The organism is Leuconostoc miyukkimchii (genome assembly GCF_019656055.1).
Classification (GTDB): Bacteria; Bacillota; Bacilli; order Lactobacillales; family Lactobacillaceae; genus Leuconostoc; species Leuconostoc miyukkimchii.
This window is the reverse complement of the sequence record NZ_BPKY01000007.1, coordinates 1-26398: the sequence shown is the minus strand read 5'-3', so window position 1 is coordinate 26398 and position 26398 is coordinate 1. Positions and strand designations below refer to the sequence as shown.

Here is a 26398-nt window from a genome sequence, read left to right as displayed (position 1 = left end):
GAGTTAAAATAATAATAAGAATATATAAGAAAGTGAAGCGTGTTATTTTACTCATAGTGTAATCATTGTGGGTTTGACAGCTAGACTCTAATATGCCACATAAACCGAAAATTGTTATTATTGGCGGCGGTTCAGGGCTGCCAGTTATTATTAAACCGCTTGTTAAAAAAAATATCGACTTAACAGCAATTGTTACTGTTGCTGATGATGGTGGATCTAGTGGCCTGTTAAGAAACTACATTAATATCGTACCACCTGGAGATATTAGAAATATTCTCGTTGCTATGTCAAATGTTGATCCTGCGATTACGCAAGTTATGCAATATCGTTTTGACGCTAAAGATGACTTTTTTGCCAAGCATGCTGTTGGGAATTTAATTATTGCAGCGATGACAGAGATGCATGGTAGTATTTTTGATGCAGTGCAACATTTAGCGCGTTTTATGCATGTGCGAGGTAAAATATATCCTGTTTCAAATGAGCCTTTGGTGCTGCATGCAAAATTTAAGAATGGTGATGTTTTAGCAGGAGAGGCAGAGATTACCCATGCACACAAAATAATAGACCGTGTTTGGGTGACAGGTGATGAACCAGGCGAGGAACCTAAAGCAGCGCCAGAAGTAGTTGAAGCTATTTTGAATTCGGATATGATTGTCTATGGTCCGGGAAGTTTATTTACATCGATTTTACCCAATGTTGTAGTACCAGAGGTAAATGAGGCACTGCGTGCTACCAAAGCTAAGCAAGTGTATATTTCTAATATCATGACTCAAAAGGGTGAAACAGATGCCTATACAGATGCCCAGCATCTATTAGCTTTAAATGAGCATATTGGCTCACCAGTTGTTAATTATGTTATTGCAAATAATGCTATCGTACCTGACGATTTCGTAGATTTTCAAAAGTGGGATGAAATTTCTAATCAAGTCAAATTAGATGAAGTAGCTGTGAGTTTGCAGGGCGCTAAACAAATACCAGGTGATTTTTTGCAACTTCGTGATGCAGGTGCATTTCATGACGGCGAAAAAATAATGGCAGAACTCTTGCAGATTTTGGAGCAAAATTAATGTCTTATGCAACAGATGTAAAAAAAGAGTTAACAGGATTACTCGTTCATAATGGCAATGCAAAGGCAGAGCTTTCTGCGTTGATGCGCATGAACGGTGTGAGCACTTTAGGCTTTGATCAAACTGTATCGGTTCAGACTGAAAATGCTGCAATAGCAAGACGCATATACACACTATTGACGCAAAATTATAGTAATATTGTTGTCGAAGTCAGTGTCTCAGACCATAACCATATGTCACAACACAAATCGTACAGGGTTTTGCTTAAAAATCAAGTGACAGAAGTAATGTCCGATTTAGGAGTAGATCCTTTCGGTTTGCATCCAGAAATCCCATCTCGAATTCTAAATCAGGTTGATAAAAAACGTTCTTTTTTGAGAGGCGCTTTTTTAGCGGCTGGATCAGTTAATTCACCCGAAAAAGCTAATTACCATTTAGAAATTTTTACAATTCATGAAGAATTAGCAGAACAGTTATTAAACATGATGAAAGAGTTTGATTTGCCTGCTAAAATAACTGATCGTTCAGGTGGATTCATTGTATATATTAAAAGAGCCGAAAAAATAGTAGACTTTCTCGCCACTATCGGGGCAACACAAACTATGTTGAGATTTGAAGATATTCGAATGATGCGAGATATGCGTAACTCTGTTAATCGGATGACGAACGCAGAGATGGCAAATATCCAAAAAACTGCGAATGCAGCGAATAAACAAGTCCAACAAATCCTAGCCATTGCTGATGAAATTGGTGATCTAGACTTATTACCAAAAAAATTAAGAGATATTGCCAAATTACGTTTAGATCATCCAGATGACTCATTAGCGGAATTAGGTGATCGCCTAGAAATCAGTAAATCTGGTGCAAATCATCGTATGCGTAAATTAAAAGAGCTAGCACAGATGATTGAAGATGGAATTAACTACGATTTATCAAAGTTATGAAATAAATTTTAGCACTCTCTCCCTGTTTGTGCTAAAATAGTCTTAAGTTGGAAATGCGTATTTGTATGAAGACTTGTGTGACACAATCTAGTGTCATAGAATCTAAAAAATAAGGAGCCTAACAATTATGTGGCCAGGAGTTATTGAACAAACAGCTAATGGACGTGAAAGCTATGATTTGCCTTCACGCTTGTTAAAAGATCGTATTATTTTGGTTCAAGGTGAAGTTGAAGACAGTATGGCAACCTCAATTGTTGCACAGTTACTATTTTTGGAAGCACAAGATCCAACCAAAGAAATTTCAATGTATATTAATTCGCCCGGTGGATCAGTTACTGCCGGTCTTTCAATTACAGACACAATGAATTTTATTAAGGCACCAGTGACAACTATCGTGATGGGATTGGCTGCTTCAATGGGAACAATTATTGCTAGTTCTGGTGAAAAAGGTCATCGCTTCATGCTACCAAACGCTGAATATTTGATTCATCAACCGATGGGTGGCGCTGTTGGTGGCACACAGCAAACTGATATGGCTATTATCGCTGAACAGTTAACTAAAACACGTGCTAAGTTGAACAAGATTTTAGCCGATGCGTCTGATAAAGATTTAGAAACAATTGCACATGATACAGAACGAGACAATTGGATGAGTGCCGAAGAAACCTTAGCATATGGTTTTATTGATGGTATCTTATCAAAAGCTGGCGAGAAACCTATTACGAAATAAAATTATTGGCACATCTAATTTCCTAGATTAAATAAACTTTCTAGGAAATTTTTTTGTCTATAGGAAAGTTGTGGATTATTATTTTATTTACGTGCAAAACTGCACAAAATGGGGTAAAATTAAGGAGCAATATAAATTTTGGAGGATATTATGAAGATTTTTGCTTACGGCATTCGTGATGACGAAAAACCATCACTTGAGGATTGGAAGTCAGCCCATTCAGATGTTGAGGTTGATTACACACAAGAATTATTAACACCTGAAACTGCAGTTTTGGCTACCGGTTCTGATTCAGCCGTTGTATATCAACAGCTGGACTATACGCGTGAGACATTAGCTGCTTTAGCTGAGATTGGTGTGACGAACTTGTCATTACGTAACGTGGGTACTGATAATATTGATTTTGAAGCAGCAAAGGCTTTTAATTTCAACATTTCAAACGTACCTGTGTATTCACCTAACGCTATTGCAGAGCACTCGATGATTCAACTTTCACGATTGCTTCGTCGTACAAAGGCACTTGATGCCAAAATCGCAAAGCATGATTTGCGTTGGGCACCAACAATTGGTCGCGAGATGCGAATGCAGACAGTTGGTGTTATTGGAACAGGAAATATTGGTCGTGTTGCAATTAAAATTTTGCAAGGATTTGGCGCAAAAGTGGTTGCATTTGATAAGTTTCCTAATGCAGAAATTGCTGAGCAAGGTTTATATGTTGATACATTGGACGAGTTATATGCGCAAGCTGATGCTGTTTCATTATATGTACCAGGTGTTCCTGAAAACCACCATATGATCGATGCGACCGCAATTGCAAAGATGAAAGATGGCGTAGTTATCATGAATGCATCTCGTGGTAATTTGATGGATATTGACGCAATTATTGCTGGGCTGGATTCTGGTAAAATTTCTGATTTTGGAATGGATGTATACGAAGAAGAAGTCGGCCTATTCAATGAAGATTGGTCTAACAAGGAATTTCCTGATGCAAAAATTGCGGATTTGATTGCACGTGAAAATGTTTTGGTTACACCACATACAGCTTTCTATACAACGAAAGCTGTACTTGAAATGGTGCACCAATCAATGGATGCAGCTGTTGCATTTGCTAATGGTGAAACACCAGCCATTGCCGTTAAATACTAACCAACAAATAGTTCTCATGCTTTATTATGTTTGATTAATTGTTTTTCAACTTTCAGATAACTGTTTAAAGCAGGGTTAATAAGGAAAAATTATGAGTATTAAAGCAGATGGTCAAAAATGGGCCACAAAAGAATCACAAGTTGTGCGCAATGCAGAATACGCCAGAAAAGCTTCGGAAAATGTGCCAGTAACATTTGGTGGCTCAACAGAGTTAAAGCTAAAAGACTTTTTCTTTAAGGTGTTATCAGGATCGGCCCAAGGTATATTGATTGGTGTTTTACCTTCCGCAGTAATGAAATATATTATTCAATACTCTGGTCTAGGAACGACAACATTCGGTGCTAACTTGAGTGCAATTCTAACGTTATTTACGTCACTTATTCCTTTTTTGATTGGAATGGCTGTGGCTATTCAATTTAAAATGAAGAGCTTGGATGTGGGTGTTGTTGCAGTCGCTACTGCGGCCGCTTCTGGTTCAATTCGCTGGGCACAAGCCCCAGTTGGATTCACAAACCCAGTAACAGGTATCAAATCAATAGCCCCAGCTAATGTATATATTGCTAGCGGTGCTGGTGATGTGATTAATGCTATGATAGTTGCCGCTATAGCAGTGTTTGTTACATGGTTGGTAGCACGCTATCTCAAAGGTTTTGGTTCTGTGGCAATTATTTTAAGTCCAATAGTTGTTGGTGGCGGTGTTGGTCTATTCGGTAAGACAATTGCCCCATATGTTGGTGATGTGACAACTTGGATTGGCAACTTAGTAGAGACATTTACTAAACTTGCACCAATACCTATGGCTATGTTAATTGCGATGGCCTTTGCCATTATTATTATTACACCAGTTTCAACAGTTGGAATCGCTTTAGCGATTTCTCTATCAGGAATTGGTTCCGGTGCAGCAGCGATGGGTGTTGTTGCTACCACTGTTGTATTACTCATTAATTCATGGCGCGTTAATAAGCCTGGAGTGACTGTAGCAATTGCATTGGGTGCCATGAAAGGCATGATGCCGTCTGTATTTGCTAAGCCAGTGACGATGTTACCATTTTTATTAACAGCAGCGATTTCAGGAATTCCTGTTGCATTGTTTAATATTCAGGGGACACCAACGACAGCTGGTTTCGGTTATATCGGCTTAGTTTCACCTATTCAATCAATGGTTAAGGATCCAAATGTTCCGGCTAATGTCATGAATCATTTCATTAACCCAATCGTTGCAGTTGTTGCTTGGTTGATTGTGCCGATTGTTGCAGGATTTATCGCACAATATGTCTTTAGCAAACTATTGAAATTGTATCAACCATCAGATTTCCAACAAGAATTATAAAATATTTTTAATAGAGCAATTTTTGGTATATGAGATAGAGATTATCTTTAAGCATACTAAACAGTTGCTTTTTTCTATATCCAAATATTATCATGGAAATTAAAGTATTGATTATATCGGAATAGGTAATTTGTCGTCTTAAATAGAGAGTTATGATATATTTAGTCTGATAGTAGTGTATAATAAAATAGAATAAATAAATTGGATGATGGTCTTAATGCGCTTAGAGCACTTTACGCCAACCTATATGGTTGAACGAATATATGATTTAACAGTTGAAGATTTAAAAAAACACGGCATTAAAACTGTGTTGGCAGATCTAGACAACACATTACTTGCATGGAATAATCCGGAGGGAACCTCCGAGTTGAAACAGTGGCTATCGGATTTGCGTGATGGTAATATCGAAGTGATTGTTGTGTCTAATAATACAACAAAACGAGTCGCCAAAGCTGTTAAACCACTTGGGATTACTTTTGTGTCCTGGTCACTAAAGCCTTTACCACGAGGTATACTACACGTTTTGCGTACGAATCATTTGAAACGTGACGAGGTAATCATGGTAGGAGATCAAATGCTGACCGATATTTGGGCTGCGCATAGTGCCGGTGTACGTAGTGTTCTCGTAAAACGATTGATTGAATCAGATATGTGGCAGACGTGGATTAATCGAAGTATTGAAAAGCAAGTGAAAAAAATTGTTTTTCGATCACATCCACAGTTAAAATGGGAGAAGAAATTGCGTGACAACTGAAATAACGGACGAATACGTTCAAGAACAATTAAATGATGGCTTACGTTGCATAGGTTGCGGAGCGATTATGCAGGTAGTAGATTCTGAAAAAGCAGGATACTTACCGCTTAGTGCATTAAAAAAATCGATTGAAAGTGAAGAATTATTGTGTCGTCGTTGTTTCCGATTACGTCATTATAACGAAATTCAACCAGTTGAATTAACAGATGATGATTTCGCCAACCTCTTGCATCAAATTTCTGACTCACGAGCCTTGATTGTTTATGTCATAGATGTTTTCGATGTGACAGGATCAGAAATATCTGGATTACCACGATTTGTTGGTCAAAACAATCCTATTTTGGTTGTTGCTAACAAGGTTGATTTACTACCAAAATTACTTAATAAAAATCGTCTTAAAAACTGGTTACAGTCTGAATTAAAATCACAAGGTATCAAACCAATTGATATTTTCTTAACATCAGCGACACACCCACAAAATCTTGACGATTTGTTAGATGTGATTGATGCTTCACGTCAAGGGCGTGATGTTTATGTAGTAGGGGTTACAAATGTTGGTAAGTCAACGTTGATTAATCAGATTATCAAATCAGGAACTGGTGTTCAAAATTTGATTACAACATCTCGCTTTCCAGGAACTACGTTAGATAGAATCGAAATCCCGTTAGCAGATGGCAAACAATTAATTGATACACCAGGTATTATCAAGCGTGACCAAATTGCGCATGTATTAGCTGATAAAGATTTAAAATACGCGTTACCTAAAAATGAAATTAAACCACGAATTTATCAATTAAATCCAGAACAAACAATATTTATTGGTGGTTTGGCAAGATTTGATTTTGAATCAGGTGAACGTATTTCTATCACAGCATATTTTGAAAATAATTTAAATTTGCATCGTACCAAACTATCTAAAGCAGATGACTTTTATACGAAACATGCTGGCGAATTACTCACACCTTCACCAAAAATAACAGACACAACGGAATTGGTTAAACACGAATTTAATATTACTGAAAAAAGTGATGTTGTTTTTGCAGGTTTAGGTTGGATTTCTATACCTGCTGGTGTCAAAGTATCTGGATGGGCACCACAGGGTGTTTCTGTTCTTATTAGAAAGGCAATGATTTAATGTTACAACTTACAGGTAAGCAAAAACGATTTTTACGTTCGAAAGCAAATACGCTTTCACCAATTTTTTCGGTTGGAAAAAATGGTTTAACTCAAGTATGGGTTGATGAATTGGTTTTAGCTATTTCAAAACGCGAATTAGTGAAAATTAGTTTGCAGCAAAGCGCAGAAGAATCAGCTAAGAATGTTGCAGATTTCATCGAGTCTCATTCAGATATTACGGTGGCGCAAACAATTGGTAGAACATTAGTTTTGTTTTTGCCAGCACAAGAAGATAAATACAAGAGAATCTCAGTTGAATTAGCTAAAATCTAGTTAGGCGGTAATATCAATGAATGGTGTGTATACAAGCTCAACGCAATCACAGTTAGAAACGCAACCAAGTCAAGTTAAAAAACGTGTTGGTATTTTTGGTGGTACTTTTAATCCACCACATATTGGTCAACTCGTTTTAGCTGAAACAGTTGGTAAAAAGCTTGGATTGGAAAAAGTTTTTTGGATGCCGAATGCGCAACCAATTGATGGGACACATGCTAGTGCAATTGAACCTTCTAATCGTGTGCAGTTAGTTAAAACAGCCATCATGGGAAACCCGTTTTTTGATATTGAACTGACTGAAGTACACAATGGCGGTAAGTCTTATACTTATCAAACTATGCGTGAACTTGTTGAAACACATCCAGAAAATGAATATTATTTCATAATTGGTAGTGAAAAGGTTGAAAAATTATCAACATGGGATCATATTGAAGCATTGTCTCAGCTAGTTACCTTTGCTGTTGGCGTTCGTGGTAATCAAAAACATTTATCAGATTATCCGATGTTGTGGGTTGATGTACCAGATATTCGGATTACTTCATCAGATATTCGAACAAAGTTACGAATGAAGCAGAGTATTAATTATCTCGTACCGGAACGAGAAGCATTGTTTATAGCAGAGTATAATTTGTATCGAGGATTATATGACTAAGTATTTTGATGGCAGTATTGCGCAATTAGAAGAAAAAGTAGCGTCAGGGTTATCTGATTATCGTTTTCAACATATTTTGCGTGTGCGCGATTATGCGATAAAATTAGCAACTGAAAATGGTGTGGATGCTGATAAAGCAGAGGTTGCAGCATTAGTACATGACTATGCTAAAGAGCGACCTGATGCTGATTTTCTAAGTGTCATTAGGGCAATGAATATGGATCCTGATTTAACGCATTGGGGTAATTATATTTGGCATGGTATTGTCGGTGCTGAAATGATCAAATCCGAATTAGGAATTACAGATTTAGAAATTTTGGATGCAGTTCGAGAGCACACAACTGGTGGTGCATCAGAAATGACAAAATTATCACAGGTACTATTTATGGCCGATTATCTTGAAGTTGGGAGAGATTTTCCGGGAGTGAAAGTAGCGCGTGAATTAACGAATCAATCGTTATCAGCAGGTGTGAGGTATCAAATTGTTCACACTGTGCAGCGATTGGTTCAAAAAGAAACACGAATTTACCCGAAAAGTATTACAACGTATAATTACTGGTTAGATAAAGTATGAATTAATCAGTTAAATGAAGAAAGTATAGGAAAAAATTTTGACAACAGCATTAAATGCAAAACAAGTATTAGAAACAGCTGTGATTGCAGTTGATAGTAAAAAGGCTAATAATATTGTTGCCTTAGATATGAGACAAGTGAGTTTAATGGCAGATTATTTTGTTATTGCTGATGCAGCCTCAAATCGTCAAGTTCAGGCAATAGTGACAGAAGTTAAAGATAAAATTCAAGAAGCTGGTGGCACTGTTAAACTGATTGAAGGTTTTCAAGCTGCTGATTGGGTATTGCTTGATTTAGGAGATGTTATTGTACATATTTTTTCTACTGAACAACGTGATTTCTATAATTTAGAACGTTTGTGGAACGATGCACCATATGTAGATTTAACGCCTCTACTTGTAACAGATTAAACAGAAAAAAAGATGGGCAACGGCTCATCTTTTTTTCTGTTAAAATAAAGCATATGACTAACAAAAATATACAAAATAATTATTCAACATTTGCCGAAAAATACGATAAACTATTTAATGATGATATGTATCAATCATGGGCGACGTATGTTGAAAAAAATACGAAACCAGGACGGCTCCTAGATTTGGGTGGTGGTGCTGGTAGACTGGCTGTCTTGCTATCACAGAAAAAATACAAGGTTGATGTGTTAGATATTTCTACCGAAATGTTGGCTTTGGCACAAGATCACGCTAGAGAGGCTGATGTTGACGTAAACTTACTACAAGCAGATATGCGGGAATGGTCTGACTGGCAGTACAGTTACCCAACGATTGTCAGTTTTGCTGATGCGCTGAATTATCTACCTAATTTAGAAGATTTTAAAGCGACAATTAACCAAGTTCATGCACATCTTGAAACCGGTGGACAATTTTTATTTGATGTGATAACACCTTATCAAGTGAATGTGTTATACGACAACTATTTTTATAACAATGATGATGATGAAGATAATATTTTCATGTGGACAAGTTATCCGGGAGAAGAAAAAGATAGTGTTGACCATGATTTAAAGTTTTTTGTATACGATGAATCAATTGATGGTTTTAAAATTTTACGAGAAATTCATCATGAGCAAACGTATCAATTAGACATTTATCAACGAGAGTTATTAGCAGCTGGCTTCACCAATATTACAATTTCTGCCGATTTTGGACACAAGGAAATTAATGATACGACAGAGCGATGGTTTTTTAAGGCGGTGAAGGCATGAAAGCAGTAGGTATAGTAACGGAATATAATCCGTTTCATAATGGACATATTTATCATATACAACAAGCTAGAAAAGAAACAGGTGCTGATGTTGTTGTGGCAGTCATGTCTGGTAATTTTGTTCAGCGTGGCGAACCAGCGCTTTTTGATAAATGGACAAGAGCGCAGGCGGCATTAGAAAATGGCGTTGATCTAGTAATCGAGTTGCCTACTTTTTATGCTGTACAGCCAAGCCATATATTTGCCGAAGGCGCAGTTAAATTACTTGCAGCACTAGGTATACAAGAGTTAGTCTTTGGTAGTGAACATGCTGACGTTGATTTTTTGTCACTAGCAAAACAAGCACCGAGTGTCCTAGAAGGTAAAAATATTCAAGAAAAAAATCAAACTTTTGCCAGTGCTTATGCTAAACAATTGGCAACAGAGACAGGATTTATTTTGGAGGATCCAAATGATATTTTAGCATTTGGATATGCTAAAGCTGTTTTAGCATTAGAAGTAGATATGAAGTTACATGCGATACAGCGAGTAGCAGCAGGATATCATGACAAAATGTTTTCTGCCGATCAATCAATTGCTTCTGCATCATCAATTCGCTTAGCTTTACATAAAGGGAAACTAGAAAAAATTCAAAATGTCGTACCAGAAATGACGTTAAAAGACGTGAACTTTGCAAATAACACAATAGATTTTGAAAAAAAGTTTTGGACATTGTTGAAGTATCGTATAATAACAGATACGACAGGTCAATTGGGTCAAGTTTACCAAATGGCTGAAGGATTGGAACATCGATTGGCTGGGGTCATGTTAGGGGAACCAGGACCCCAAAGTTATCAAAGCTTTATTAAATCAGTAAAATCAAAGCGCTATACATTTGCCCGCATACAACGTACATTATTGTACACACTTTTGAATGTCAAGGTAGACCAGATGCAAGCAGCAATGCAAGATCCTTATTTACGTGTTTTGGGATTTACTGACGCTGGACAACAATATTTAAATAGCGTTAAAAAAACAACGACATTACCTTTGATTAGTAAGGTTGATCAGAATTTGGCTAAAGCGAATTTGCGCCTAGATTTTAAAGCGGGAAAGCTATGGCAAATGTTGGCAAATGATGCTGGACAGCAACAAGATGTCACACGTAGACCAATTTATGTTGAAAATAAGTGAGTCAGTTATTACTGTAAAAATTGGATACCATCAAAGGCGTTTAAGCGTCTAACTTTTAGGAGGCAAGATGAAATATAATAAAAACCAACTTCAAAAATATCGTCAAAACGCGTTAACATTTGATGAAGAACTAAATATAGAAAACATTGCAAAAGAACGTTTTCCAAGAACAGTATTAGCGCTATCACCATTGCAAGTTAAAGGCAGTATTCGATATGAAGATAATGATGATTTAAATCTTCAAATGACAGTTGAGGGACAAATAACGGTACCATCCTCACGGTCTTTGACACCTGTTATACATCATGTCGATCTTATAATAGATGAACGATATATCGAGGATGCGCAGCGATTAGAAAATTTCGAGGAAACTGAGCCGGTTTTTGTGTTAGAAAATGAAACACTTGATATTGACAAGGCTATACTTGATAGTATTATTGCCGAACTGCCACTACAAATTTTAACGCCGGAAGAAAGAGACAATGAGACACTTCCTTCTGGAAATGATTGGCACGTTATCAGTGAAGAGACATTTGAAAATGAGAAAAAAAGTGAAAGTAAGGCAGATCTAGACCCTAGGTTGGCTAAATTAGATGATTTTTTCAAAGAATGAGAAAATACTTGCAAATATTTAGAAATTACTCTAAAATATAGAGAAGTAATAACAAATTGTAATCGGTACTGACCGATCTAAATGTCGAGGAAAAATAATGAGCAAAGTATTAATTATTGAAGATGAAGAAAATTTAGCAAAATTCGTAGGCCTTGAACTCAAGCATGAAGGCTATGAAGTTGAAACTGTCCTAGATGGTCGTTCTGGATTAGATGCAGCACTAGAAAATAACTACGATGTTATTTTACTTGATTTGATGTTGCCTGAATTAAATGGTTTAGAAGTTGCACGCCGTTTGCGCGAATCTAAGAAGACACCCATTATCATGATGACAGCACGCGACTCAGTGATTGACCGTGTGTCAGGGCTAGATTATGGGGCAGATGACTACTTAGTTAAGCCATTTGCAATCGAAGAGTTGTTAGCGCGTATCCGTTCATTACTCCGTCGAATTGCAATTGAAACGGAATCAAATGATAAGCACCGTTCAATCATTAATTTTAAAGATTTACGTATTGAAAAAGAAAACCGCATAGCACGTCGTGATGATCAAATTATTAATTTAACTAAGCGTGAATACGATCTATTGCTCACCTTGGTAGAAAATATTAATGTCGTTCAATCACGTGAACAGTTGTTAAAAGAAGTTTGGGGATTTGATTCAGAAGTTGAGACTAACGTTGTAGACGTGTATATTCGATACTTACGTAATAAAATTGATGATCCGGAAAGCAAAGCATCTTATATCCAGACAGTTCGTGGTACTGGTTATGTTATGCGTAGCTAATGAGATATGATGGCTAAGGAAATAAAAACAATTGAAAAAACCTCACGTCGTTTCTCATTGAGCTGGCAGCTTTCATTGGGGATGGCGTCTGGTTTTTTTATTATATTTGCCGGCTTTGCAATTGTTGTAGCCGAATTAGTTAAAAATTATTATGGAAAATTACCAGAATCATTATATCAATATCTTTGGTTAGGCGTCATTTTAGGTGGTGTAGTAGTTTTCTTGTTTACTTTTGTTTTGACACGGTATATCTTAAGGCCAGTGAAATACATAAAAACCACTATTGAAGCTTTTGAAGATGATCCGATGACAAATATTCGGGCAAATAACACAAATTCGAATAATGAATTTTCCGACTTAATTAATCTTTTGAATCGTATGATTGATCGCATACAAAGTCTTATTGCTGCTCAGCAACAGTTTGTGTCAGATGTTTCTCATGAATTGCGAACACCTGTGACCATAGTTAAAGGCCATATGGACTTACTTAATCGTTGGGGAAAAGATGAACCTGAAGTTTTGGAAGATTCAATAAAATCTTCCCTTGCAGAGATGCAACGCATGGAAATTTTAATCAACGAAATGCTTAATTTAACACGTGCAGAACAAATACCTATCGAAAATGTGCAAGAGGTTACTGAAATCGGTGGTCTTGTACATCGTGTATTTGATAATTTTAAACTCATTCACCCAGATTTTGTGTTTACGTTTGATGATGATTTGATACAGGCTGCCAATGTTAAAGTACGTCAAGATCATATGGAACAAATCATAATTATTTTAGCCGATAATGCGATTAAATACTCAGTAGCACGCAAGGAAATTCATTTTGCATTATCACAAACAACAAATCGTGTAGAAATAGGAATTCAAGATTTTGGAGAAGGCCTATCTAGTGAAGATGCAGCGCGTGTTTTTGATCGTTTTTATCGTGTTGACAAGGCACGTTCGCGTGCCAAGGGTGGCAATGGATTAGGTTTAAGCATCGCACAACGCTTGGTTGATGCCTATGGTGGTGAAATTGCAATAGAAAGTGCACTGGGTTCAGGTTCGGTCTTTACAATACGCTTGCCATTATATAGAGAGAAAGCATATGATACAAAGTTACCAAATTAATGTCTATGGAATTGTTCAAGGTGTAGGATTTCGTTGGTTTACAAAACGCCTAGCTGATAAATATCGTATTGTTGGTTGGGTACATAATAAGCTTGATAATTCTGTTGAAATAAAGGCGCAGGGTGATGAAGCTGATATGTCGTCTTTTCTTAGTGAACTTACCCAGGGTCCAGGATTTTATAGTCGTGTTGATAAGGTAGTGAAACAAGCAGTTGGGCCGTTTGAATCGAATAATTTTGCTATTAAGTAAAAAATCTTGGTATAATGGACTTCTGTAATAAACAGGAGAAAAAAACAAAATCATGAAACAATTAAAGCGTGTTCTAACAACAGCTTTTGTAATATTGGATATAATTTTAATCACCGGTGGCTATGATGAGCACAGTAAAATGTATCGCTGGCTTGGTCATCCGTTAGCGAACATTATGACTGATATTGCTCAGTTCATTGGTGGAATAAACGGTATAGGCTGGGCAATTATTATAATCACGGCTATTTTGCGTTTAGTCTTGTTACCGTTCTTTTTAAATCAACAGATTAATACCACTATTAATCAAATTAAAATGCAAACGCTCAAACCTGAAATTGATAAGCTGCAGGCATTAACGCGCAAAGCTGGGACAACCCAAGAGCAACAACAGGCTAGTATGGCCATGATGTCATTGTATCGCGAAAACGATGTCAGTGTGATTGGTGGTATTTCCTTCTTGACTATGGCGATGCAGTTACCTATTTTTTCTGGCTTGTATTCAGCAATTTTACATGCTCCAGCACTGAAAGGCGCAACATTTTTAGGGCTTGATCTTGGTAAACCACAAATTATTTTTGCCATTGCAGCAGGTGTAATTTACTTGATTCAGGCTTGGTTAGCTATGCAACACATGCCAGAAGAACAGAAGAAAACTTCTGCAATGATGATGTTTATTAGCCCTGTGATGATTTTTGTTTTTGCTATGATTGCTAGTGGGGCAATTGGTCTTTATTTTGTGGTAGGTGGTATATTTGCACTAATACAGACCTTAATTCAACATTATCAGCGACCTGGTCTTGAAAAACGTGTTGCACGTGAGTTCAAAATCAAAAAAACAGCAGATGATTTGATGAAAGAAAGCAACTCAAAAATTACCAATGGTGCACCTAGTGACTCAAAAGAGTTGCAAAAACCAGATACACAAAATAAAAAACAACGTAATGTTGGGAAACAGCAGCGTTAAAGTTTAAGTAGGTCAATTAATTAGCCTACTTCTATCAGTTCTATTAACAGGACAGGAAGAATTAAAATAATGGATCGCATTTTATCAAATCAAAACAATCGTGTGAAGGCTTGGGCTAAGTTGGCAACAAAAAAAGGCCGTCAAGAAAACCGCACATATTTACTAGACGGTTGGCATTTAGTTGAAGAGGCTGTGAAAGCTAAAGCTAAGTTTCATGCTGTTATGGCTACAGAAGAACAAATGCAAGCACATTTACCTGATGTTCCTCATGGCGTACCAGCTTTTGAAATCAGTGAAGAAGTAGCTAAGCATATTGCAGGTACAAATACGCCACAAGGTATTTTTGCAGAAATTTCATTGCCAGATAAAACTTTTGACCCAAGTTATGTACATGATGGTGCATGGTTATTGCTTGATGGCATTCAAGATCCAGGTAACGTTGGTACTCTAGTGCGTACAGCTGACGCTGCTGGCTTTAAGGGTGTTGTGCTTGGAGAAGGAACGGCTGATGCCTATGCACCAAAAGTGGTTCGAGCAATGCAGGGATCACAATTTCATTTAGAAGTTCTAAACGGTGATTTAAATGAATGGACGGACATGTTAACGGCAAATAATTTGCCAGTTTATGGTTCGCAGTTAAACGATGCCGCACGATCATATCGTGAAATACAAGCTAGTACACAATTTGCTTTGATTGTCGGAAACGAAGGACAAGGCATGTCAGATGAATTAGCTCAAAAAACAACAGCTAACTTGTATATCCCAATTCAAGGACAAGCAGAGAGCTTGAATGTCGCCATTGCCGGTGGTATTCTCATGTTTAGTTTAGTAGCCGGAAATTAAGAAAAAATAGCGGTATGCTATATTAGATGATTTATCGTGCAAGATATTTTCTTTTTTGCTATAATAGAGGTTAAAGATTTAAAGTAAGAGGTTATGACTGTGGAACAAGTACTCACCGTTGCTTTGATTGTTGTGGGTTTTTTGCTCATTGTGACAGTCATGATGCAACCAAGTAAACAACAAGATGCATTATCAGCATTATCAGGTGGCGCAGGTGACCTGTTTGCTGAACGTAAATCACGTGGCTTCGAGGCTGTTATGCGTCGTGCAACTGCTATTTTAGGCGGTTTGTGGTTCGTCATTGGTTTTGCGTTGATGTATCTATCAGCACATTAAAAAATATCACGGTCAGTTTGCTCTTTTTGTAGACTGACTTTTTATTTTGAAAAAATTTAGAAAGAATAAATACATGGAAATTGAACAATTAAAATCTCAGATCAATGGCTTTTTGAAATCAAATAGCCAACAAAGTTTTACTACGCAAAATATGGCTGATGGATTGCGAATGAATTCCGCAGCTGACTATCAACAAGTTACCAATGCAATGGTTGCATTGGTACGTGATGGTTCCGCAATTGATAATGAAGGTCGTTATTCCTATAATATCAACGCTGGACTTGTATTAGGAAATTATCGTGCAAATGATAAGGGCTTTGGCTTTGTTAAGTACGACAATGACCTGCCAGATTTCTTTATTAATCCAGAAAATACACACCAAGCGATGCAGGGGGATAATGTCTACGTTTCAACTATAAAACCATCGCCTTCTCCAGATCGAGGACCTGAAGGTAAAGTCGAAAAAATTGTAGATCATGCTTTTGAGCGTATTGTGGGAACATTTTCACTGGGATCGGAAGCTAAGAATATAATTGGGGAACTAAAAATTAGTGATAAAAAGGCAATGAATTTTAAAGTTCTGATTAATTCTGATGGTTTAACACCAAATGATGGTCAGGTTGTCGTTGCTGAAGTGACACGTTTTCCTGATAAAACGCATCCACGTGAACTAGTTGCTCACGTCACAGAAACCCTAGGTTATAAGGATGAACCTGGTATGGACATTCTACAAATTGTCTATTCAAAGAAAGTACCAAGTGAATTTCCCAAAGAAGTGTTAGATGACGCGGCAAAGATTCCAGCAGAAGTACCAGAAAAGGAATGGCTTGGACGTGAGGATATTACCGAGCAAACACTTGTAACAATTGACGGTGCAGATACAAAGGATATTGATGATGCTGTGGTGGCATGGAAGTTAGATAATGGGAATTATCATCTTGGTGTGCATATTGCAGATGTATCTCATTATGTAACTGAAGGCTCTACTATAGATGCTGAGGCATATACACGTGGTACGTCAGTATATTTGACTGATAGAGTCATACCAATGTTACCACGCAACATTTCTAATGGTATTGCATCATTAAATCCTAACGTGATACGTCTAGCATTATCTGCTGAAATGGAAATTAGTCCAACAGGTCAAATTGTGAGTCATCGGTTGCATACATCAGTGATGAAATCGCATGCACGAATGACATATGACGCAGTTAACAAGATTTTAGAGGGTGATGTATTCGTACAAGAAGAATATGCCCAACTCACACCAATGTTTAAAGTCATGGGCGAATTGCATGAAATATTGTATCAAATGCGTAAAAAACGTGGTGCAATCGAATTTGATGCACCCGAGGCACAAATAATTGTTGATGACGAGGGGAAAGCCATTGATATCAAATTACGTGAGCGTGGCACGGCTGAACGTATGATTGAATCATTTATGTTGGCTGCAAATGAAACTGTTGCTGAGCATTTTGATAAACTTGAAGTACCATTTTTGTACCGTGTGCACGAAACGCCGGATGAAGAACGAGCAAAATCATTCTTTGAATTTTCAAAAGCACTTGGACATCCTGTTTATGGTGATCCAAGCAAGGTAACACCAAGCATGTTACAAAAATTGATGGCTGATGTTGCGGGAGATCCAGCGGAACAAATGATTTCTACTATGATGTTACGTGCTATGAAACAAGCCAAATACTCACCAGAACCTGTTGGTCATTTTGGTCTAGGCGCTTCCTACTATACGCATTTCACATCACCAATTCGTCGATATCCTGATTTGACAGTACATCGCTTAATTAAATGGTATGAAAAGCACGGATACAATGCTGAATCGCAAGCTAAATATGCTGATAAGTTAGCAAAAATCGGTGAAGATACCAGTACACGTGAACGTCGTGCTATTGATACCGAACGCGATGTTGATGCCTTAAAAAAGGCTGAGTATATGCTTGATAAAGTTGGACTGGAGTTTGATGGTGTCGTTAATTCGGCATTGAAGTTTGGATTATTTATTAGTTTAGAAAATACCGTTGAAGGTTTGGTTCATATTTCAAACTTGACTGATGATCACTATGAATATGATGAGTCACATGCAGCTTTAATTGGACGTTCAAAACATCATATTTTCCAAATTGGTCAAAAGGTTCGCGTTAAAGTCTTGCGAGTCAATAAAGATGAACGTTCTGTTGATTTTATGTTGATTGATCCAGAAAGTGCACCAACAACAGCAATCCGTGTTGCCTCAAAATCGCATGGTAAATTTGGTGTCGGTCGAAATCGTGATGAACGTCGTAAAAATGAGCGTCGTGGTAAGTCAGAAGGGCCAAAACCAAAACGAGGACCATTAGATGCTAAACAAGGTCAAAAACGTGATTCAAAGCGAAATTTTTAATACAGTATAATCGAATCTGTATGCTAAATTGTCATGGAGGTTTAACATAGTGGCCAAAAAAAATCAAAATACGACCAAATATTTAGCGCAAAACCGAAAAGCAAGATTTAATTATGCAATCGAAGAAACGTTTGAGGCGGGTATAGCTTTGACAGGTACGGAAATAAAATCAGTACGTGCAGGGCAAATAACAATTGGCGAAGGTTTTATAACGATTCATGATGGTAATGCTAGGCTAACAAATGTCAATATTGCATCGTATGCGCAAGGAAATCAATTCAATGTAGATCCTTTACGCACGCGGCAATTGCTACTGCATAAGCGTGAAATTTCTGCGTTAAGTAAAGCTGCAAATGAGGCTGGTGTTACAATTGTACCGTTGAAAGTTTATTTAAAACATGGTTTTGCAAAGGTATTAATTGGTATTGGTCGTGGTAAGAAAAAGTATGATAAGCGAGAAGACATTAAGCGACGTGACCAAGAACGCGATATGAGAAGACGTTTAAAACATTAGAAGTTTAGTTTTTTTGATTGACCTGAACTCGGTTTATAGATATACTAAATATATGTGAAGTACGAAAATTTCACAAGCTGAAAGGAAAAGAACTCATGGTAGTGACAGTCATTTCGGCGCTCTTCGCAATTGTAATTGGTCTCGGTGGTGGTTATTATTTACGTTTATTGCATGATGAACGACAGATTACTTCAACGAAAAAAATTGCAGCTAACATTCTTGAACAAGCAAACAATGAAGCTAAAAGTTTAACACGCGCAGCAAAAACTGATGCGAAAGAAATGGCACAGGATTATCGTAATCAAGTGGATATTGATTTCAAAGATCGTCAAAAACAGTTGCAGCAACAAGAACAACGGCTTGAAGATCGTATTCTGAACCTCGATAAAAAAGATGCGGCCTTGAATCAACGCGATGCACAATTGATTCAAAAAGAAAATCAAGTACAACTTCGGTTGGATGATGCCAGTCAAAAAAAGACATTGGCAGATGACTTGGTAACAGATCAAAAAAATAAGTTGGAAGAAGTTGCCCAACTTACACCTAGTGATGCAAAAAAACAAATTTTAAGTGAAACGAAACAAAGTTTGGTACGTCAACGTGCTGCCTTAGTAAAAGAGGCAGAAGAAGACGCAACAAGTGAAGCAGAGAAAAAAGCTAGAAACATAATTGTTCAGGCAATTCAACGATCAGCTGCTGATGCAGTAGCTGATATTACCGTGTCTGTTGTTCACTTACCAAGCGAAGATATGAAGGGCCGTATTATTGGTCGTGAAGGTCGAAATATTCGTACATTAGAATCATTGACAGGTATTGATTTAATTATTGATGACACACCTGAATCGGTTGTTTTGAGTGGGTTTGATCCCATTAGACGTGAAATCGCTAAAATGGCTTTAGACGCTTTGGTAGCAGATGGTCGAATTAATCCTTCTCGTATTGAGGAGATGGTTGAAAAGGCACGTCGTCAAATTGATGAAACAATACGTGAAAAAGGTGAGGCAGCAGTTTTTGAATTAGGATTACGAGGTCTTCACCCTGATTTGATTAAAATGATTGGCCGAATGAATTATCGAACATCGTACGGTCAAAATGTGTTGCAACATTCAATCGAGGTCGCAAAACTTGCGGGAATGATGGCAGCAGAGCTTAAAATGGATGTCGCGCTTGCGAAGCGCGCTGGATTAATACATGATATTGGTAAGGCAGTGGACGCTGAAGTAGAGGGTTCTCATGTGGAATTGGGTGTCCGCTTAGCTGAAAAGTTTAATGAGAAACCAGTGGTAATTAATGCCATTGCTTCTCACCATGGTGATGTTGAGGCAACATCACCTATCTCTGAATTAGTAACAGCTGCTGATGCAATTAGCGCTGCACGGCCAGGTGCTCGTAGTGAGTCACTTGAAAATTATGTTCAACGCTTGAAGGATTTGGAAGCAATTGCCAATCAATATGAGGGTGTGGACATCGCATTTGCTATTCAGGCTGGTCGTGAGGTTCGTGTAATTGTTGAACCAACAAGGCTAACAGATATACAGGCAACAGTACTTGCACACGATATTAAAACAGATATAGAAGAAAAACTTGAATATCCTGGTCATGTAAAAATTACAGTTATTAGAGAAACACGTGCAACAGATTATGCACACTAAGCAAAAAGTTACTCGTTGAGTAGCTTTTTTTGTTATAATAAGATGATATGAAACTAGCATCTTTTTCATATTACATATAATAATTATTTGAGTTTTACTATAAATATTAGGAGGATTTTATGGAACCAGGACAATTAGCACTTATTATTTTTGCCGTTGCCTTTTTATTGTTAGTATTGTTTATTGGCATATTTTTACTCAGGTTGACGAGGTCCTTAGATATTATTACATTAGATGTAGATAGTATTGCTCGATCTAGTAATGAAATACTTGGGAATGCAAATACGTTGTTAACCGATGTCAATGGTAAGGTAAAAGCATTAGATCCAACCGTACAAGCAGTAGCTGAAATGTCAGATACTGTCTCACAATTAAATAGTGCAGTTCAGAAGGTTACAACTAAGTTTTCAACAGCCAAGGCAGCGACAGGATTTGGTGCCAGTGGTGTTGCGGCAGCTGTTGCAAAGCAAGCTGCAAAAGCAGCTATGAGTAAACACAGAGCAAATAAATCATCTAAGAAGGAGACAAAGTAAATGTCAAAAGTGAAAGTATTTTTAGCAGGAATTCTAGCTGGTGCTGCAACGATTGCAGCATTCAAGGCTTTGCCAAAGGATAAGCAGGCCGAATTAAAGTCAAAGGCTAATGAAGCCGGCGAACTGTTTCGTGATAAAGCATATGATGCAGCATATGCAACAGCGGATTTAGTTGGGGATGTTACTGAAAATGTCAAAGGAAAAGCATCTGATCTAAAATTGAAGAGTCAAGAAAAATATGCTGAGACATTGGATGAGGCTGCTGATCATGTTAAAAATCTAACTGATCAAGCTTCACCATATGTTGATAAAGCAAAAGATTTTGCCACAACTTATGTTGATAAGGCACATGATTCAATAGATGGACTACGTAGTAAGTTCGGAAACGATGATATTGAGTTAACACAAGATGAGCTCACACTAGAAGAAACTGTACAAGATTTATCTGAAGATGCAAAAAAAACAGCTGAGAATGTCACCAGCGATGTTAAAGAAACTGTTAAAGATTCTAAAGAAAAAGTAGCTCAAACAGTTGATAAAGTATCGGAAGATGTTTCTGATAAGGTTGACGAAACCAATGATGCACTATAAAATATTAAATTCAAAAAGATTGATGGCCCGAACAATATTGGGTCTTTTTTTATATTAAATATTTGGTGTGGTTAATTCAGTTGATTGTATCCCCTAACAAATTTTATAGCTCAAATAATATATAATTATTTGATAAAATGTTATGTTCAACGATTTGTCGAATGTTTTTTTACTAAGCGGTGGTAAGAAACGCTGTTTATGGGTACAATGGTATGGATAATAAATTTCATTCTAAAGGAATACGTTCTAAAGCGAACGCACAATAAACATGACAAAAGAAAAGATTAACCCAAACGATTTTTTATCATCACTTTTTCATTATGCACATGATTTTAATTTTAATCATATTGTATTTGATGCAAATCGGTATAAAATTTCAGTGAATTTACTACGTAAATCAGCTACATATGGCAACGCAGAACTATTTTACGTTTCTGTAGACACAAAAGAATTTTCACCAGTGATGTCGGCAATTAATGGTGCTATTGAGATTGCCGAATTAGAAGGTAGCCAACAAGCAACCGTAAAAACTACTAATTTAGATCGTGGTGAACAAGTATTTCAATTTAAATTACATGAATTTGGTAATGGTAAATATAGTTTAGATCTAAGCATTTAATAATGAAGGGACAAGTGTGTAGTTATACACAATTAAAAATATGAAACAAGGCAAATCAGCTCAAATAAAAAAAATAAAGCATACGCAACAAAAAAATAAATTAGTATCCAAGGATAAATTACCAGATTTTGATTATAATGATTTTGCAGGTTTTCTACGTGCACGATATTATTTAACACATAATAGTAAATACAGTAAAGAAACATTTGAAGTTGCATCTTTTTTCTTGGATGATGTTATCGCAATGATGGTAAATCAGCAATTTACACAATTTACCAGTAATGAGCGAGCTGTCGTAAAGCTTGACGAGGTTATGCAAGCAGCGTTAGTCAATAGTGATGATAAAAATTGGCGTTATTTCATTTTACTGGTGCCTGTGCTATATGATATGCAACAGTTTTTGATCAAAGAGGGTCATGTTAATGCACGTTATGTTGCACAAGCTCCAAAATTCGACATCAATTTTTGGCGAATGATTATGAGAACTATTCTGGCCATTAATTTTTTCAAGTGGCAGGGAAAAGATGTTGCATTAATGATGAAAAATTCGAATGCTGTTGATGAACTACAATTTAAATTTCTAATAGAAAATGAACAGGATGATAATTTTAATATAGAAGTCATTGCAGAAACTTTTCGAGGATTAGAAGCAAAAATCAAACCATTAAAAACAGACGGTCAGACAATTTCTTTTCCAGTTTTGACAGTGTCAGAAATTGAGAACGAACTGGTGCATGGTGAGAAATATATACGCGCATTTAAGTCATCATCAGTTAAAGGTGTTGTGAGTGAAAATGTTGAAAATATGTTGCGTGCTTTTCATGAAGGTATGGCAAAAGAATATAACGCAACTCACGATATTTGGGATGCCGAAATATTAAATACTTTTGCAATGACAAGTTTGCTGAAATATTGGCATCCAACTTGGGAGAGTCTGGATGGTATTGGCGGTGAGGTGAAATCGTATTTAACATTTTTAAGTCAAAAAAAAGCTGTACAAAAGTTAAGTAAAATTCTGAGCGGAACAAGTGATATTGATCGCTATATTGATGTTATCGCATTAAATCAGTTATTGTCTCAAGTTGATTTTAAAAGACTTGAAAAAATATTACAAGGGTAAATCTTATATATCAAAAAACGCTATGCTCAAAGTTTAAAAAATTCATTAACTATAAAGTTTTATGTTAATAAACTGTAATATTACGAATTGTTCCAGGTAAAACAATAATCATTTCGTGTGTTTTGGGTGATTGAACTAACAATTGACCGTTATTGTTTTGGTAAATGTAGCCAAAAATATTAGAGACATCTTCACTTAGAAGAGAATTGTTGATCTGTATCGTTACTGGAAAATCTGTATTTAAGGCCATTTCTAAACAAGCAATGATTCTGTCAGCCGAAAGTTGTTGCTTTAGGGGAACTTGCTTTTTAGGGGCTGTGAACCTCTTGATAAGACTTCTAATCCAATTTAGTTGTGATTCGAGGGGATGTTGTATCAGATAATTTTGCATCTGTTTGCTCCTTGAGCGATAAGTTACTTACATCATACGAACAAATGTTCAAAAAAGCAAATTTTTTGAATGTTCTTTACCATTTCTTGAAGTATAGTATGTAATTAGTTGTTGTTAAAACAGGAATTTTGTGAATAACCACAGTATTTGTCCATGGGAACAAATATTCAAATCTAATCTAAAAAATATGCTAGCATTGTATATATTGTCGAAAGCCGGTATAATATTTAACATTAGTACATAAAGAGGAAAAATGATGACTCAGCGTGGTTTATTGATTGTGTTATCTGGCCCTTCCGGAGTGGGTAAGGGTACAGTACGCAAAGCGATTTTTGAAGAAGATGGGATTGATTTTCAATACTCTATATCAGCAACTACCCGTAAGCCACGTGCTGGCGAGGTAAATGGTGAAGATTATTTTTTTGTATCGCGGGAGGAATTTGAGGGAAAAATTGCCAATGGTGATATGTTAGAATATGCGCAATATGTTAACAATTATTATGGCACACCGAAAAGTTTCATTGATCAAACTTTGGCAAGTGGACGAGATGTTTTTCTTGAAATTGAAGTACAAGGTGCTTTACAAGTTAAATCTAAGATGCCTGAAGGTGTTTACATTTTCTTAACGCCACCGGATTTAACAAATCTTCGCGAACGATTAGTTGGTAGAGGAACAGACTCACAAGAAGTTATCGAGAAACGTGTTACAGCTGCACGTGATGAATTAAAACAAATGATTAATTATGATTATGCTGTGGAAAATGATCAAGTTGTTTTGGCAGTTGATCGTATTAAAGCAATCATAACAGCTGAACGTTTACGTGTTAAACGTGTTTTTGAAAAAACATTATAAGGAGAACAACTATGTTACTATATCCATCAGTTGATAAATTACTAGAAAAAGTTGATTCACGGTACAAATTAATTTCATTGGGGGCAAAACGTGCACGCGAATTGGACGCGGGATTGCCAGCAACTCAAGAAAAGTTTAATTCTAACAAGTCAGTTGGACAAGCATTAGAAGAAATTGAAAATGGTGATGTAATTATTGATCCCGATTTAGAAGATCAAGTATAATAGTAGGTATAAGGCACCAGATCGCGACTTTGTGTGTGAAAGGTGCTTTTCTATTGGATGCTATAAATAATTGTCAATTATCAAAAGGAGCATAAAATGACAGATTATCCACAAAAAGATGCAATTAATTACGATGGCCCAGTTGCAACATTCAAAACGAGTCAAGGTGATATTCAGGTTAAATTGTTTGCTGATATTACACCAAAAACAGTAGAAAACTTTATAACTCATGCGCAGAATGGTTACTATAATAACGGTATTTTTCATCGTGTCATTCGTGATTTCATGATTCAAGGTGGTGATCCAAATGGTACAGGTATGGGTGGAGAAAGTATTTGGGGTGGAAGCTTTGAAGACGAGTTCTCAGAAAAGTTATTGAACGTTCGCGGTGCATTATCAATGGCAAACGCGGGCCCAAATACTAATGGTTCTCAATTCTTTATTGTTCAGGGTCAAGAAACACCATGGCTAAATGGCAAACATACAGTGTTTGGCCAAGTAATTAAAGGTTTAGATATTGTTGACAAGATTGCTAGTGTTAATGTTGACATGTCTGATAAGCCACGCGAAGATGTTAAAATTGAAACGATTGAAATTGCAGACTAAACGTCTGCTTTTTTGTTATAATAGATACTGAGGAATAAATGATGACGTACAGTATTGGTCAAAAGTTAAAAGGGCGAATTACAGGCATTAAACCATATGGCGCTTTTGTTATATTAGACGACAAAACACAAGGTCTGATACACATATCAGAGTGTAAAACAGGCATTGTACGTGATTTAAAAAAAGAATTACAAATTGGACAAGAAGTTGTTGTCACTGTCTTAGATATTGAGCAATACACAGGAAAGATCAGCTTGTCATTACGTCAAGATAATAAGCTTATATCACAAAATATATCTAAAAACATGAATCTGAGAAAGCATTTTTGGACTAATAACTATTTCAATTATGGTTTTGCACCAATTGCTGATCATCGTGATGAATGGATCTCAGAAGCATTATCACGTATAAACAAGTAGAGGAGGCATTATGTCACTTATTGCAGCAACTGCAATTGCAGTTAAAGAAAACTTACCATATTTTTTGGTAGAAAAAGACGGCGACGCATATCGCTTTTTTACCGCTAAAATGCACCGCCATAATCACGATACTTCATTGGGAGCAGTATTACGTGAACTGAAAAAACTGGGACCGGTTAATTTTAACGAATGGCGGTTAGGTGAATTAACAAGTGTCAAAGATAACGATGATGTCTTGATGTCGCTATATTCCTTTGATGTATCTGATATGCACTCAATAGAAAAAGAGTTAAATAATCATCTTGAGTTTGTCCCAGCTAATCAATTGCACGATTTACTTGAAACACTTCAAACAACTGCCTTTGTGCGTTTTGAGGAATAATGATAATTGTTTTTAGAAAAAGTGTTGACATTTTTTGAAAAGCGAGTATAGTAGTAATAGTTGTCTGATACGAAGGACGCGAGAGAGAAAGCGGTTAGCTAAAAATAAGTAGTTGACAAGCGAAACTGAGCGTGGTAAGATAATA

At 36.6% G+C, this 26398-nt stretch carries 33 protein-coding genes; 32 read left to right on the top strand and 1 reads right to left on the bottom strand.

What is annotated here, in order from left to right; genetic code table 11:
* Positions 1 to 92: 92 nt before the first annotated feature.
* The 27 genes from mgfK (at position 93) to K5Q13_RS07560 (ending at position 23378) form a co-directional block, all read left to right on the top strand.
* The gene (mgfK, locus tag K5Q13_RS07690) at positions 93 to 1067 is read left to right on the top strand and encodes a gluconeogenesis morphogenetic factor MgfK (protein ID WP_220741110.1); all 975 of its coding nucleotides are present in this window, start codon (positions 93 to 95) and stop codon (positions 1065 to 1067) included.
* Complete coding sequence (gene whiA, locus K5Q13_RS07685) at positions 1067 to 2011, top strand: DNA-binding protein WhiA (RefSeq protein WP_220741109.1); 945 nt, start codon at positions 1067 to 1069, stop codon at positions 2009 to 2011. The genes mgfK and whiA overlap by 1 nt, the downstream gene beginning before the upstream one ends.
* A 127-nt stretch (positions 2012 to 2138) precedes the next feature.
* On the top strand, positions 2139 to 2741 hold the full coding sequence (locus tag K5Q13_RS07680; RefSeq protein ID WP_220741108.1) for an ATP-dependent Clp protease proteolytic subunit: 603 nt from the start codon (positions 2139 to 2141) through the stop codon (positions 2739 to 2741).
* A gap of 150 nt (positions 2742 to 2891) precedes the next feature.
* Positions 2892 to 3887 (top strand): D-2-hydroxyacid dehydrogenase, encoded by a 996-nt coding sequence (locus tag K5Q13_RS07675; RefSeq protein WP_220741107.1) that lies wholly within the window; start codon positions 2892 to 2894, stop codon positions 3885 to 3887.
* Positions 3888 to 3978: 91 nt separating this feature from the next.
* Complete coding sequence (locus K5Q13_RS07670; RefSeq protein WP_220741106.1) at positions 3979 to 5217, top strand: PTS sugar transporter subunit IIC; 1239 nt, start codon at positions 3979 to 3981, stop codon at positions 5215 to 5217.
* A gap of 217 nt (positions 5218 to 5434) precedes the next feature.
* Positions 5435 to 5971 (top strand): YqeG family HAD IIIA-type phosphatase, encoded by a 537-nt coding sequence (locus K5Q13_RS07665; protein WP_220741105.1) that lies wholly within the window; start codon positions 5435 to 5437, stop codon positions 5969 to 5971.
* The gene (yqeH, locus tag K5Q13_RS07660) at positions 5961 to 7106 is read left to right on the top strand and encodes a ribosome biogenesis GTPase YqeH (RefSeq protein WP_220741104.1); all 1146 of its coding nucleotides are present in this window, start codon (positions 5961 to 5963) and stop codon (positions 7104 to 7106) included. The genes K5Q13_RS07665 and yqeH overlap by 11 nt, the downstream gene beginning before the upstream one ends.
* Complete coding sequence (gene yhbY, locus K5Q13_RS07655; protein WP_220741103.1) at positions 7106 to 7420, top strand: ribosome assembly RNA-binding protein YhbY; 315 nt, start codon at positions 7106 to 7108, stop codon at positions 7418 to 7420. The genes yqeH and yhbY overlap by 1 nt, the downstream gene beginning before the upstream one ends.
* Positions 7421 to 7436: 16 nt before the next feature.
* Entirely contained in the window at positions 7437 to 8075 is a 639-nt protein-coding gene (locus K5Q13_RS07650) for a nicotinate-nucleotide adenylyltransferase (protein ID WP_220741102.1), read from the top strand.
* A complete protein-coding gene (gene yqeK / locus K5Q13_RS07645) occupies positions 8068 to 8649 on the top strand; it encodes a bis(5'-nucleosyl)-tetraphosphatase (symmetrical) YqeK (RefSeq protein ID WP_220741101.1) in 582 nt (193 codons plus the stop codon). The genes K5Q13_RS07650 and yqeK overlap by 8 nt, the downstream gene beginning before the upstream one ends.
* A gap of 37 nt (positions 8650 to 8686) precedes the next feature.
* Positions 8687 to 9058, top strand: coding sequence for a ribosome silencing factor (gene rsfS, locus K5Q13_RS07640; RefSeq protein ID WP_220741100.1), 372 nt, complete (start codon positions 8687 to 8689; stop codon positions 9056 to 9058).
* Between the two features lie 53 nt (positions 9059 to 9111).
* Complete coding sequence (locus K5Q13_RS07635) at positions 9112 to 9870, top strand: class I SAM-dependent DNA methyltransferase (protein WP_220741099.1); 759 nt, start codon at positions 9112 to 9114, stop codon at positions 9868 to 9870.
* Positions 9867 to 11042, top strand: a complete 1176-nt coding sequence (locus K5Q13_RS07630; RefSeq protein ID WP_220741098.1) for a nucleotidyltransferase — start codon at positions 9867 to 9869, stop codon at positions 11040 to 11042. Before K5Q13_RS07635 ends, K5Q13_RS07630 begins: the two co-directional genes overlap by 4 nt.
* A gap of 67 nt (positions 11043 to 11109) precedes the next feature.
* Positions 11110 to 11655, top strand: a complete 546-nt coding sequence (locus K5Q13_RS07625) for a YceD family protein (protein ID WP_220741097.1) — start codon at positions 11110 to 11112, stop codon at positions 11653 to 11655.
* A gap of 97 nt (positions 11656 to 11752) precedes the next feature.
* Complete coding sequence (locus K5Q13_RS07620; RefSeq protein ID WP_220741096.1) at positions 11753 to 12442, top strand: response regulator transcription factor; 690 nt, start codon at positions 11753 to 11755, stop codon at positions 12440 to 12442.
* 9 nt (positions 12443 to 12451) lie between these two features.
* Positions 12452 to 13558 carry a sensor histidine kinase gene (locus K5Q13_RS07615; protein ID WP_220741095.1) on the top strand — a complete coding sequence of 369 codons (1107 nt, stop codon included), beginning with the start codon at positions 12452 to 12454 and terminating at the stop codon, positions 13556 to 13558.
* Positions 13539 to 13808 (top strand): acylphosphatase, encoded by a 270-nt coding sequence (locus K5Q13_RS07610; RefSeq protein ID WP_220741257.1) that lies wholly within the window; start codon positions 13539 to 13541, stop codon positions 13806 to 13808. The genes K5Q13_RS07615 and K5Q13_RS07610 overlap by 20 nt, the downstream gene beginning before the upstream one ends.
* 52 nt (positions 13809 to 13860) lie before the next feature.
* Complete coding sequence (yidC, locus tag K5Q13_RS07605) at positions 13861 to 14772, top strand: membrane protein insertase YidC (protein WP_220741094.1); 912 nt, start codon at positions 13861 to 13863, stop codon at positions 14770 to 14772.
* Between the two features lie 69 nt (positions 14773 to 14841).
* Positions 14842 to 15615, top strand: a complete 774-nt coding sequence (locus K5Q13_RS07600; protein WP_220741093.1) for a TrmH family RNA methyltransferase — start codon at positions 14842 to 14844, stop codon at positions 15613 to 15615.
* A gap of 99 nt (positions 15616 to 15714) precedes the next feature.
* Positions 15715 to 15951, top strand: coding sequence for a preprotein translocase subunit SecG (secG, locus tag K5Q13_RS07595; protein WP_281420538.1), 237 nt, complete (start codon positions 15715 to 15717; stop codon positions 15949 to 15951).
* 73 nt (positions 15952 to 16024) lie between these two features.
* The gene (gene rnr, locus K5Q13_RS07590; protein ID WP_220741091.1) at positions 16025 to 18349 is read left to right on the top strand and encodes a ribonuclease R; all 2325 of its coding nucleotides are present in this window, start codon (positions 16025 to 16027) and stop codon (positions 18347 to 18349) included.
* A 49-nt stretch (positions 18350 to 18398) separates the two neighbouring features.
* The gene (gene smpB / locus K5Q13_RS07585; protein WP_220741090.1) at positions 18399 to 18863 is read left to right on the top strand and encodes an SsrA-binding protein SmpB; all 465 of its coding nucleotides are present in this window, start codon (positions 18399 to 18401) and stop codon (positions 18861 to 18863) included.
* Positions 18864 to 18958: 95 nt separating this feature from the next.
* Positions 18959 to 20515, top strand: a complete 1557-nt coding sequence (gene rny / locus K5Q13_RS07580) for a ribonuclease Y (protein ID WP_220741089.1) — start codon at positions 18959 to 18961, stop codon at positions 20513 to 20515.
* A gap of 119 nt (positions 20516 to 20634) precedes the next feature.
* Positions 20635 to 21048: a DUF948 domain-containing protein gene (locus tag K5Q13_RS07575; protein ID WP_220741088.1), complete on the top strand. Its 414-nt coding sequence runs from the start codon at positions 20635 to 20637 to the stop codon at positions 21046 to 21048.
* Positions 21049 to 21639 (top strand): hypothetical protein, encoded by a 591-nt coding sequence (locus K5Q13_RS07570; RefSeq protein ID WP_220741087.1) that lies wholly within the window; start codon positions 21049 to 21051, stop codon positions 21637 to 21639.
* Positions 21640 to 21907: 268 nt separating this feature from the next.
* Positions 21908 to 22258 (top strand): hypothetical protein, encoded by a 351-nt coding sequence (locus K5Q13_RS07565; protein WP_220741086.1) that lies wholly within the window; start codon positions 21908 to 21910, stop codon positions 22256 to 22258.
* 40 nt (positions 22259 to 22298) lie between these two features.
* Positions 22299 to 23378: a metaphase chromosome protein 1 gene (locus K5Q13_RS07560; protein WP_220741085.1), complete on the top strand. Its 1080-nt coding sequence runs from the start codon at positions 22299 to 22301 to the stop codon at positions 23376 to 23378.
* 64 nt (positions 23379 to 23442) lie between these two features.
* Here K5Q13_RS07560 and K5Q13_RS07555 read toward each other — a convergent pair whose 3' ends face one another.
* Positions 23443 to 23769 (bottom strand): hypothetical protein, encoded by a 327-nt coding sequence (locus K5Q13_RS07555; protein WP_220741084.1) that lies wholly within the window; start codon positions 23767 to 23769, stop codon positions 23443 to 23445.
* A gap of 256 nt (positions 23770 to 24025) precedes the next feature.
* Between K5Q13_RS07555 and gmk the strand changes: the two genes are divergently transcribed.
* The 5 genes from gmk (at position 24026) to K5Q13_RS07530 (ending at position 26253) form a co-directional block, all read left to right on the top strand.
* The gene (gene gmk / locus K5Q13_RS07550) at positions 24026 to 24622 is read left to right on the top strand and encodes a guanylate kinase (RefSeq protein ID WP_220741256.1); all 597 of its coding nucleotides are present in this window, start codon (positions 24026 to 24028) and stop codon (positions 24620 to 24622) included.
* Positions 24623 to 24633: 11 nt separating this feature from the next.
* On the top strand, positions 24634 to 24846 hold the full coding sequence (gene rpoZ / locus K5Q13_RS07545) for a DNA-directed RNA polymerase subunit omega (RefSeq protein ID WP_220741083.1): 213 nt from the start codon (positions 24634 to 24636) through the stop codon (positions 24844 to 24846).
* 96 nt (positions 24847 to 24942) lie between these two features.
* Positions 24943 to 25452 (top strand): peptidylprolyl isomerase, encoded by a 510-nt coding sequence (locus tag K5Q13_RS07540; protein ID WP_220741082.1) that lies wholly within the window; start codon positions 24943 to 24945, stop codon positions 25450 to 25452.
* Between the two features lie 41 nt (positions 25453 to 25493).
* Complete coding sequence (locus K5Q13_RS07535) at positions 25494 to 25871, top strand: CvfD/Ygs/GSP13 family RNA-binding post-transcriptional regulator (RefSeq protein WP_220741255.1); 378 nt, start codon at positions 25494 to 25496, stop codon at positions 25869 to 25871.
* Between the two features lie 10 nt (positions 25872 to 25881).
* Positions 25882 to 26253: a hypothetical protein gene (locus tag K5Q13_RS07530; RefSeq protein WP_220741081.1), complete on the top strand. Its 372-nt coding sequence runs from the start codon at positions 25882 to 25884 to the stop codon at positions 26251 to 26253.
* Positions 26254 to 26398 lie beyond the last annotated feature (145 nt).

Bases quoted from the DNA above. Each gene is read 5' to 3' on its own strand.
- mgfK (WP_220741110.1), top strand. From the start codon at position 93: ATGCCACATAAACCGAAAATTGTTATTATTGGCGGCGGTTCAGGGCTG.
- whiA (WP_220741109.1), top strand. From the start codon at position 1,067: ATGTCTTATGCAACAGATGTAAAAAAAGAGTTAACAGGATTACTCGTT.
- K5Q13_RS07680 (WP_220741108.1), top strand. From the start codon at position 2,139: ATGTGGCCAGGAGTTATTGAACAAACAGCTAATGGACGTGAAAGCTAT.
- K5Q13_RS07675 (WP_220741107.1), top strand. From the start codon at position 2,892: ATGAAGATTTTTGCTTACGGCATTCGTGATGACGAAAAACCATCACTT.
- K5Q13_RS07670 (WP_220741106.1), top strand. From the start codon at position 3,979: ATGAGTATTAAAGCAGATGGTCAAAAATGGGCCACAAAAGAATCACAA.
- K5Q13_RS07665 (WP_220741105.1), top strand. From the start codon at position 5,435: ATGCGCTTAGAGCACTTTACGCCAACCTATATGGTTGAACGAATATAT.
- yhbY (WP_220741103.1), top strand. From the start codon at position 7,106: ATGTTACAACTTACAGGTAAGCAAAAACGATTTTTACGTTCGAAAGCA.
- K5Q13_RS07650 (WP_220741102.1), top strand. From the start codon at position 7,437: ATGAATGGTGTGTATACAAGCTCAACGCAATCACAGTTAGAAACGCAA.
- yqeK (WP_220741101.1), top strand. From the start codon at position 8,068: ATGACTAAGTATTTTGATGGCAGTATTGCGCAATTAGAAGAAAAAGTA.
- K5Q13_RS07635 (WP_220741099.1), top strand. From the start codon at position 9,112: ATGACTAACAAAAATATACAAAATAATTATTCAACATTTGCCGAAAAA.
- K5Q13_RS07630 (WP_220741098.1), top strand. From the start codon at position 9,867: ATGAAAGCAGTAGGTATAGTAACGGAATATAATCCGTTTCATAATGGA.
- K5Q13_RS07625 (WP_220741097.1), top strand. From the start codon at position 11,110: ATGAAATATAATAAAAACCAACTTCAAAAATATCGTCAAAACGCGTTA.
- K5Q13_RS07620 (WP_220741096.1), top strand. From the start codon at position 11,753: ATGAGCAAAGTATTAATTATTGAAGATGAAGAAAATTTAGCAAAATTC.
- K5Q13_RS07615 (WP_220741095.1), top strand. From the start codon at position 12,452: ATGGCTAAGGAAATAAAAACAATTGAAAAAACCTCACGTCGTTTCTCA.
- yidC (WP_220741094.1), top strand. From the start codon at position 13,861: ATGAAACAATTAAAGCGTGTTCTAACAACAGCTTTTGTAATATTGGAT.
- K5Q13_RS07600 (WP_220741093.1), top strand. From the start codon at position 14,842: ATGGATCGCATTTTATCAAATCAAAACAATCGTGTGAAGGCTTGGGCT.
- rnr (WP_220741091.1), top strand. From the start codon at position 16,025: ATGGAAATTGAACAATTAAAATCTCAGATCAATGGCTTTTTGAAATCA.
- rny (WP_220741089.1), top strand. From the start codon at position 18,959: ATGGTAGTGACAGTCATTTCGGCGCTCTTCGCAATTGTAATTGGTCTC.
- K5Q13_RS07575 (WP_220741088.1), top strand. From the start codon at position 20,635: ATGGAACCAGGACAATTAGCACTTATTATTTTTGCCGTTGCCTTTTTA.
- K5Q13_RS07570 (WP_220741087.1), top strand. From the start codon at position 21,049: ATGTCAAAAGTGAAAGTATTTTTAGCAGGAATTCTAGCTGGTGCTGCA.
- K5Q13_RS07565 (WP_220741086.1), top strand. From the start codon at position 21,908: ATGACAAAAGAAAAGATTAACCCAAACGATTTTTTATCATCACTTTTT.
- K5Q13_RS07560 (WP_220741085.1), top strand. From the start codon at position 22,299: ATGAAACAAGGCAAATCAGCTCAAATAAAAAAAATAAAGCATACGCAA.
- K5Q13_RS07555 (WP_220741084.1), bottom strand. From the start codon at position 23,769: ATGCAAAATTATCTGATACAACATCCCCTCGAATCACAACTAAATTGG.
- gmk (WP_220741256.1), top strand. From the start codon at position 24,026: ATGACTCAGCGTGGTTTATTGATTGTGTTATCTGGCCCTTCCGGAGTG.
- rpoZ (WP_220741083.1), top strand. From the start codon at position 24,634: ATGTTACTATATCCATCAGTTGATAAATTACTAGAAAAAGTTGATTCA.
- K5Q13_RS07540 (WP_220741082.1), top strand. From the start codon at position 24,943: ATGACAGATTATCCACAAAAAGATGCAATTAATTACGATGGCCCAGTT.
- K5Q13_RS07535 (WP_220741255.1), top strand. From the start codon at position 25,494: ATGACGTACAGTATTGGTCAAAAGTTAAAAGGGCGAATTACAGGCATT.
- K5Q13_RS07530 (WP_220741081.1), top strand. From the start codon at position 25,882: ATGTCACTTATTGCAGCAACTGCAATTGCAGTTAAAGAAAACTTACCA.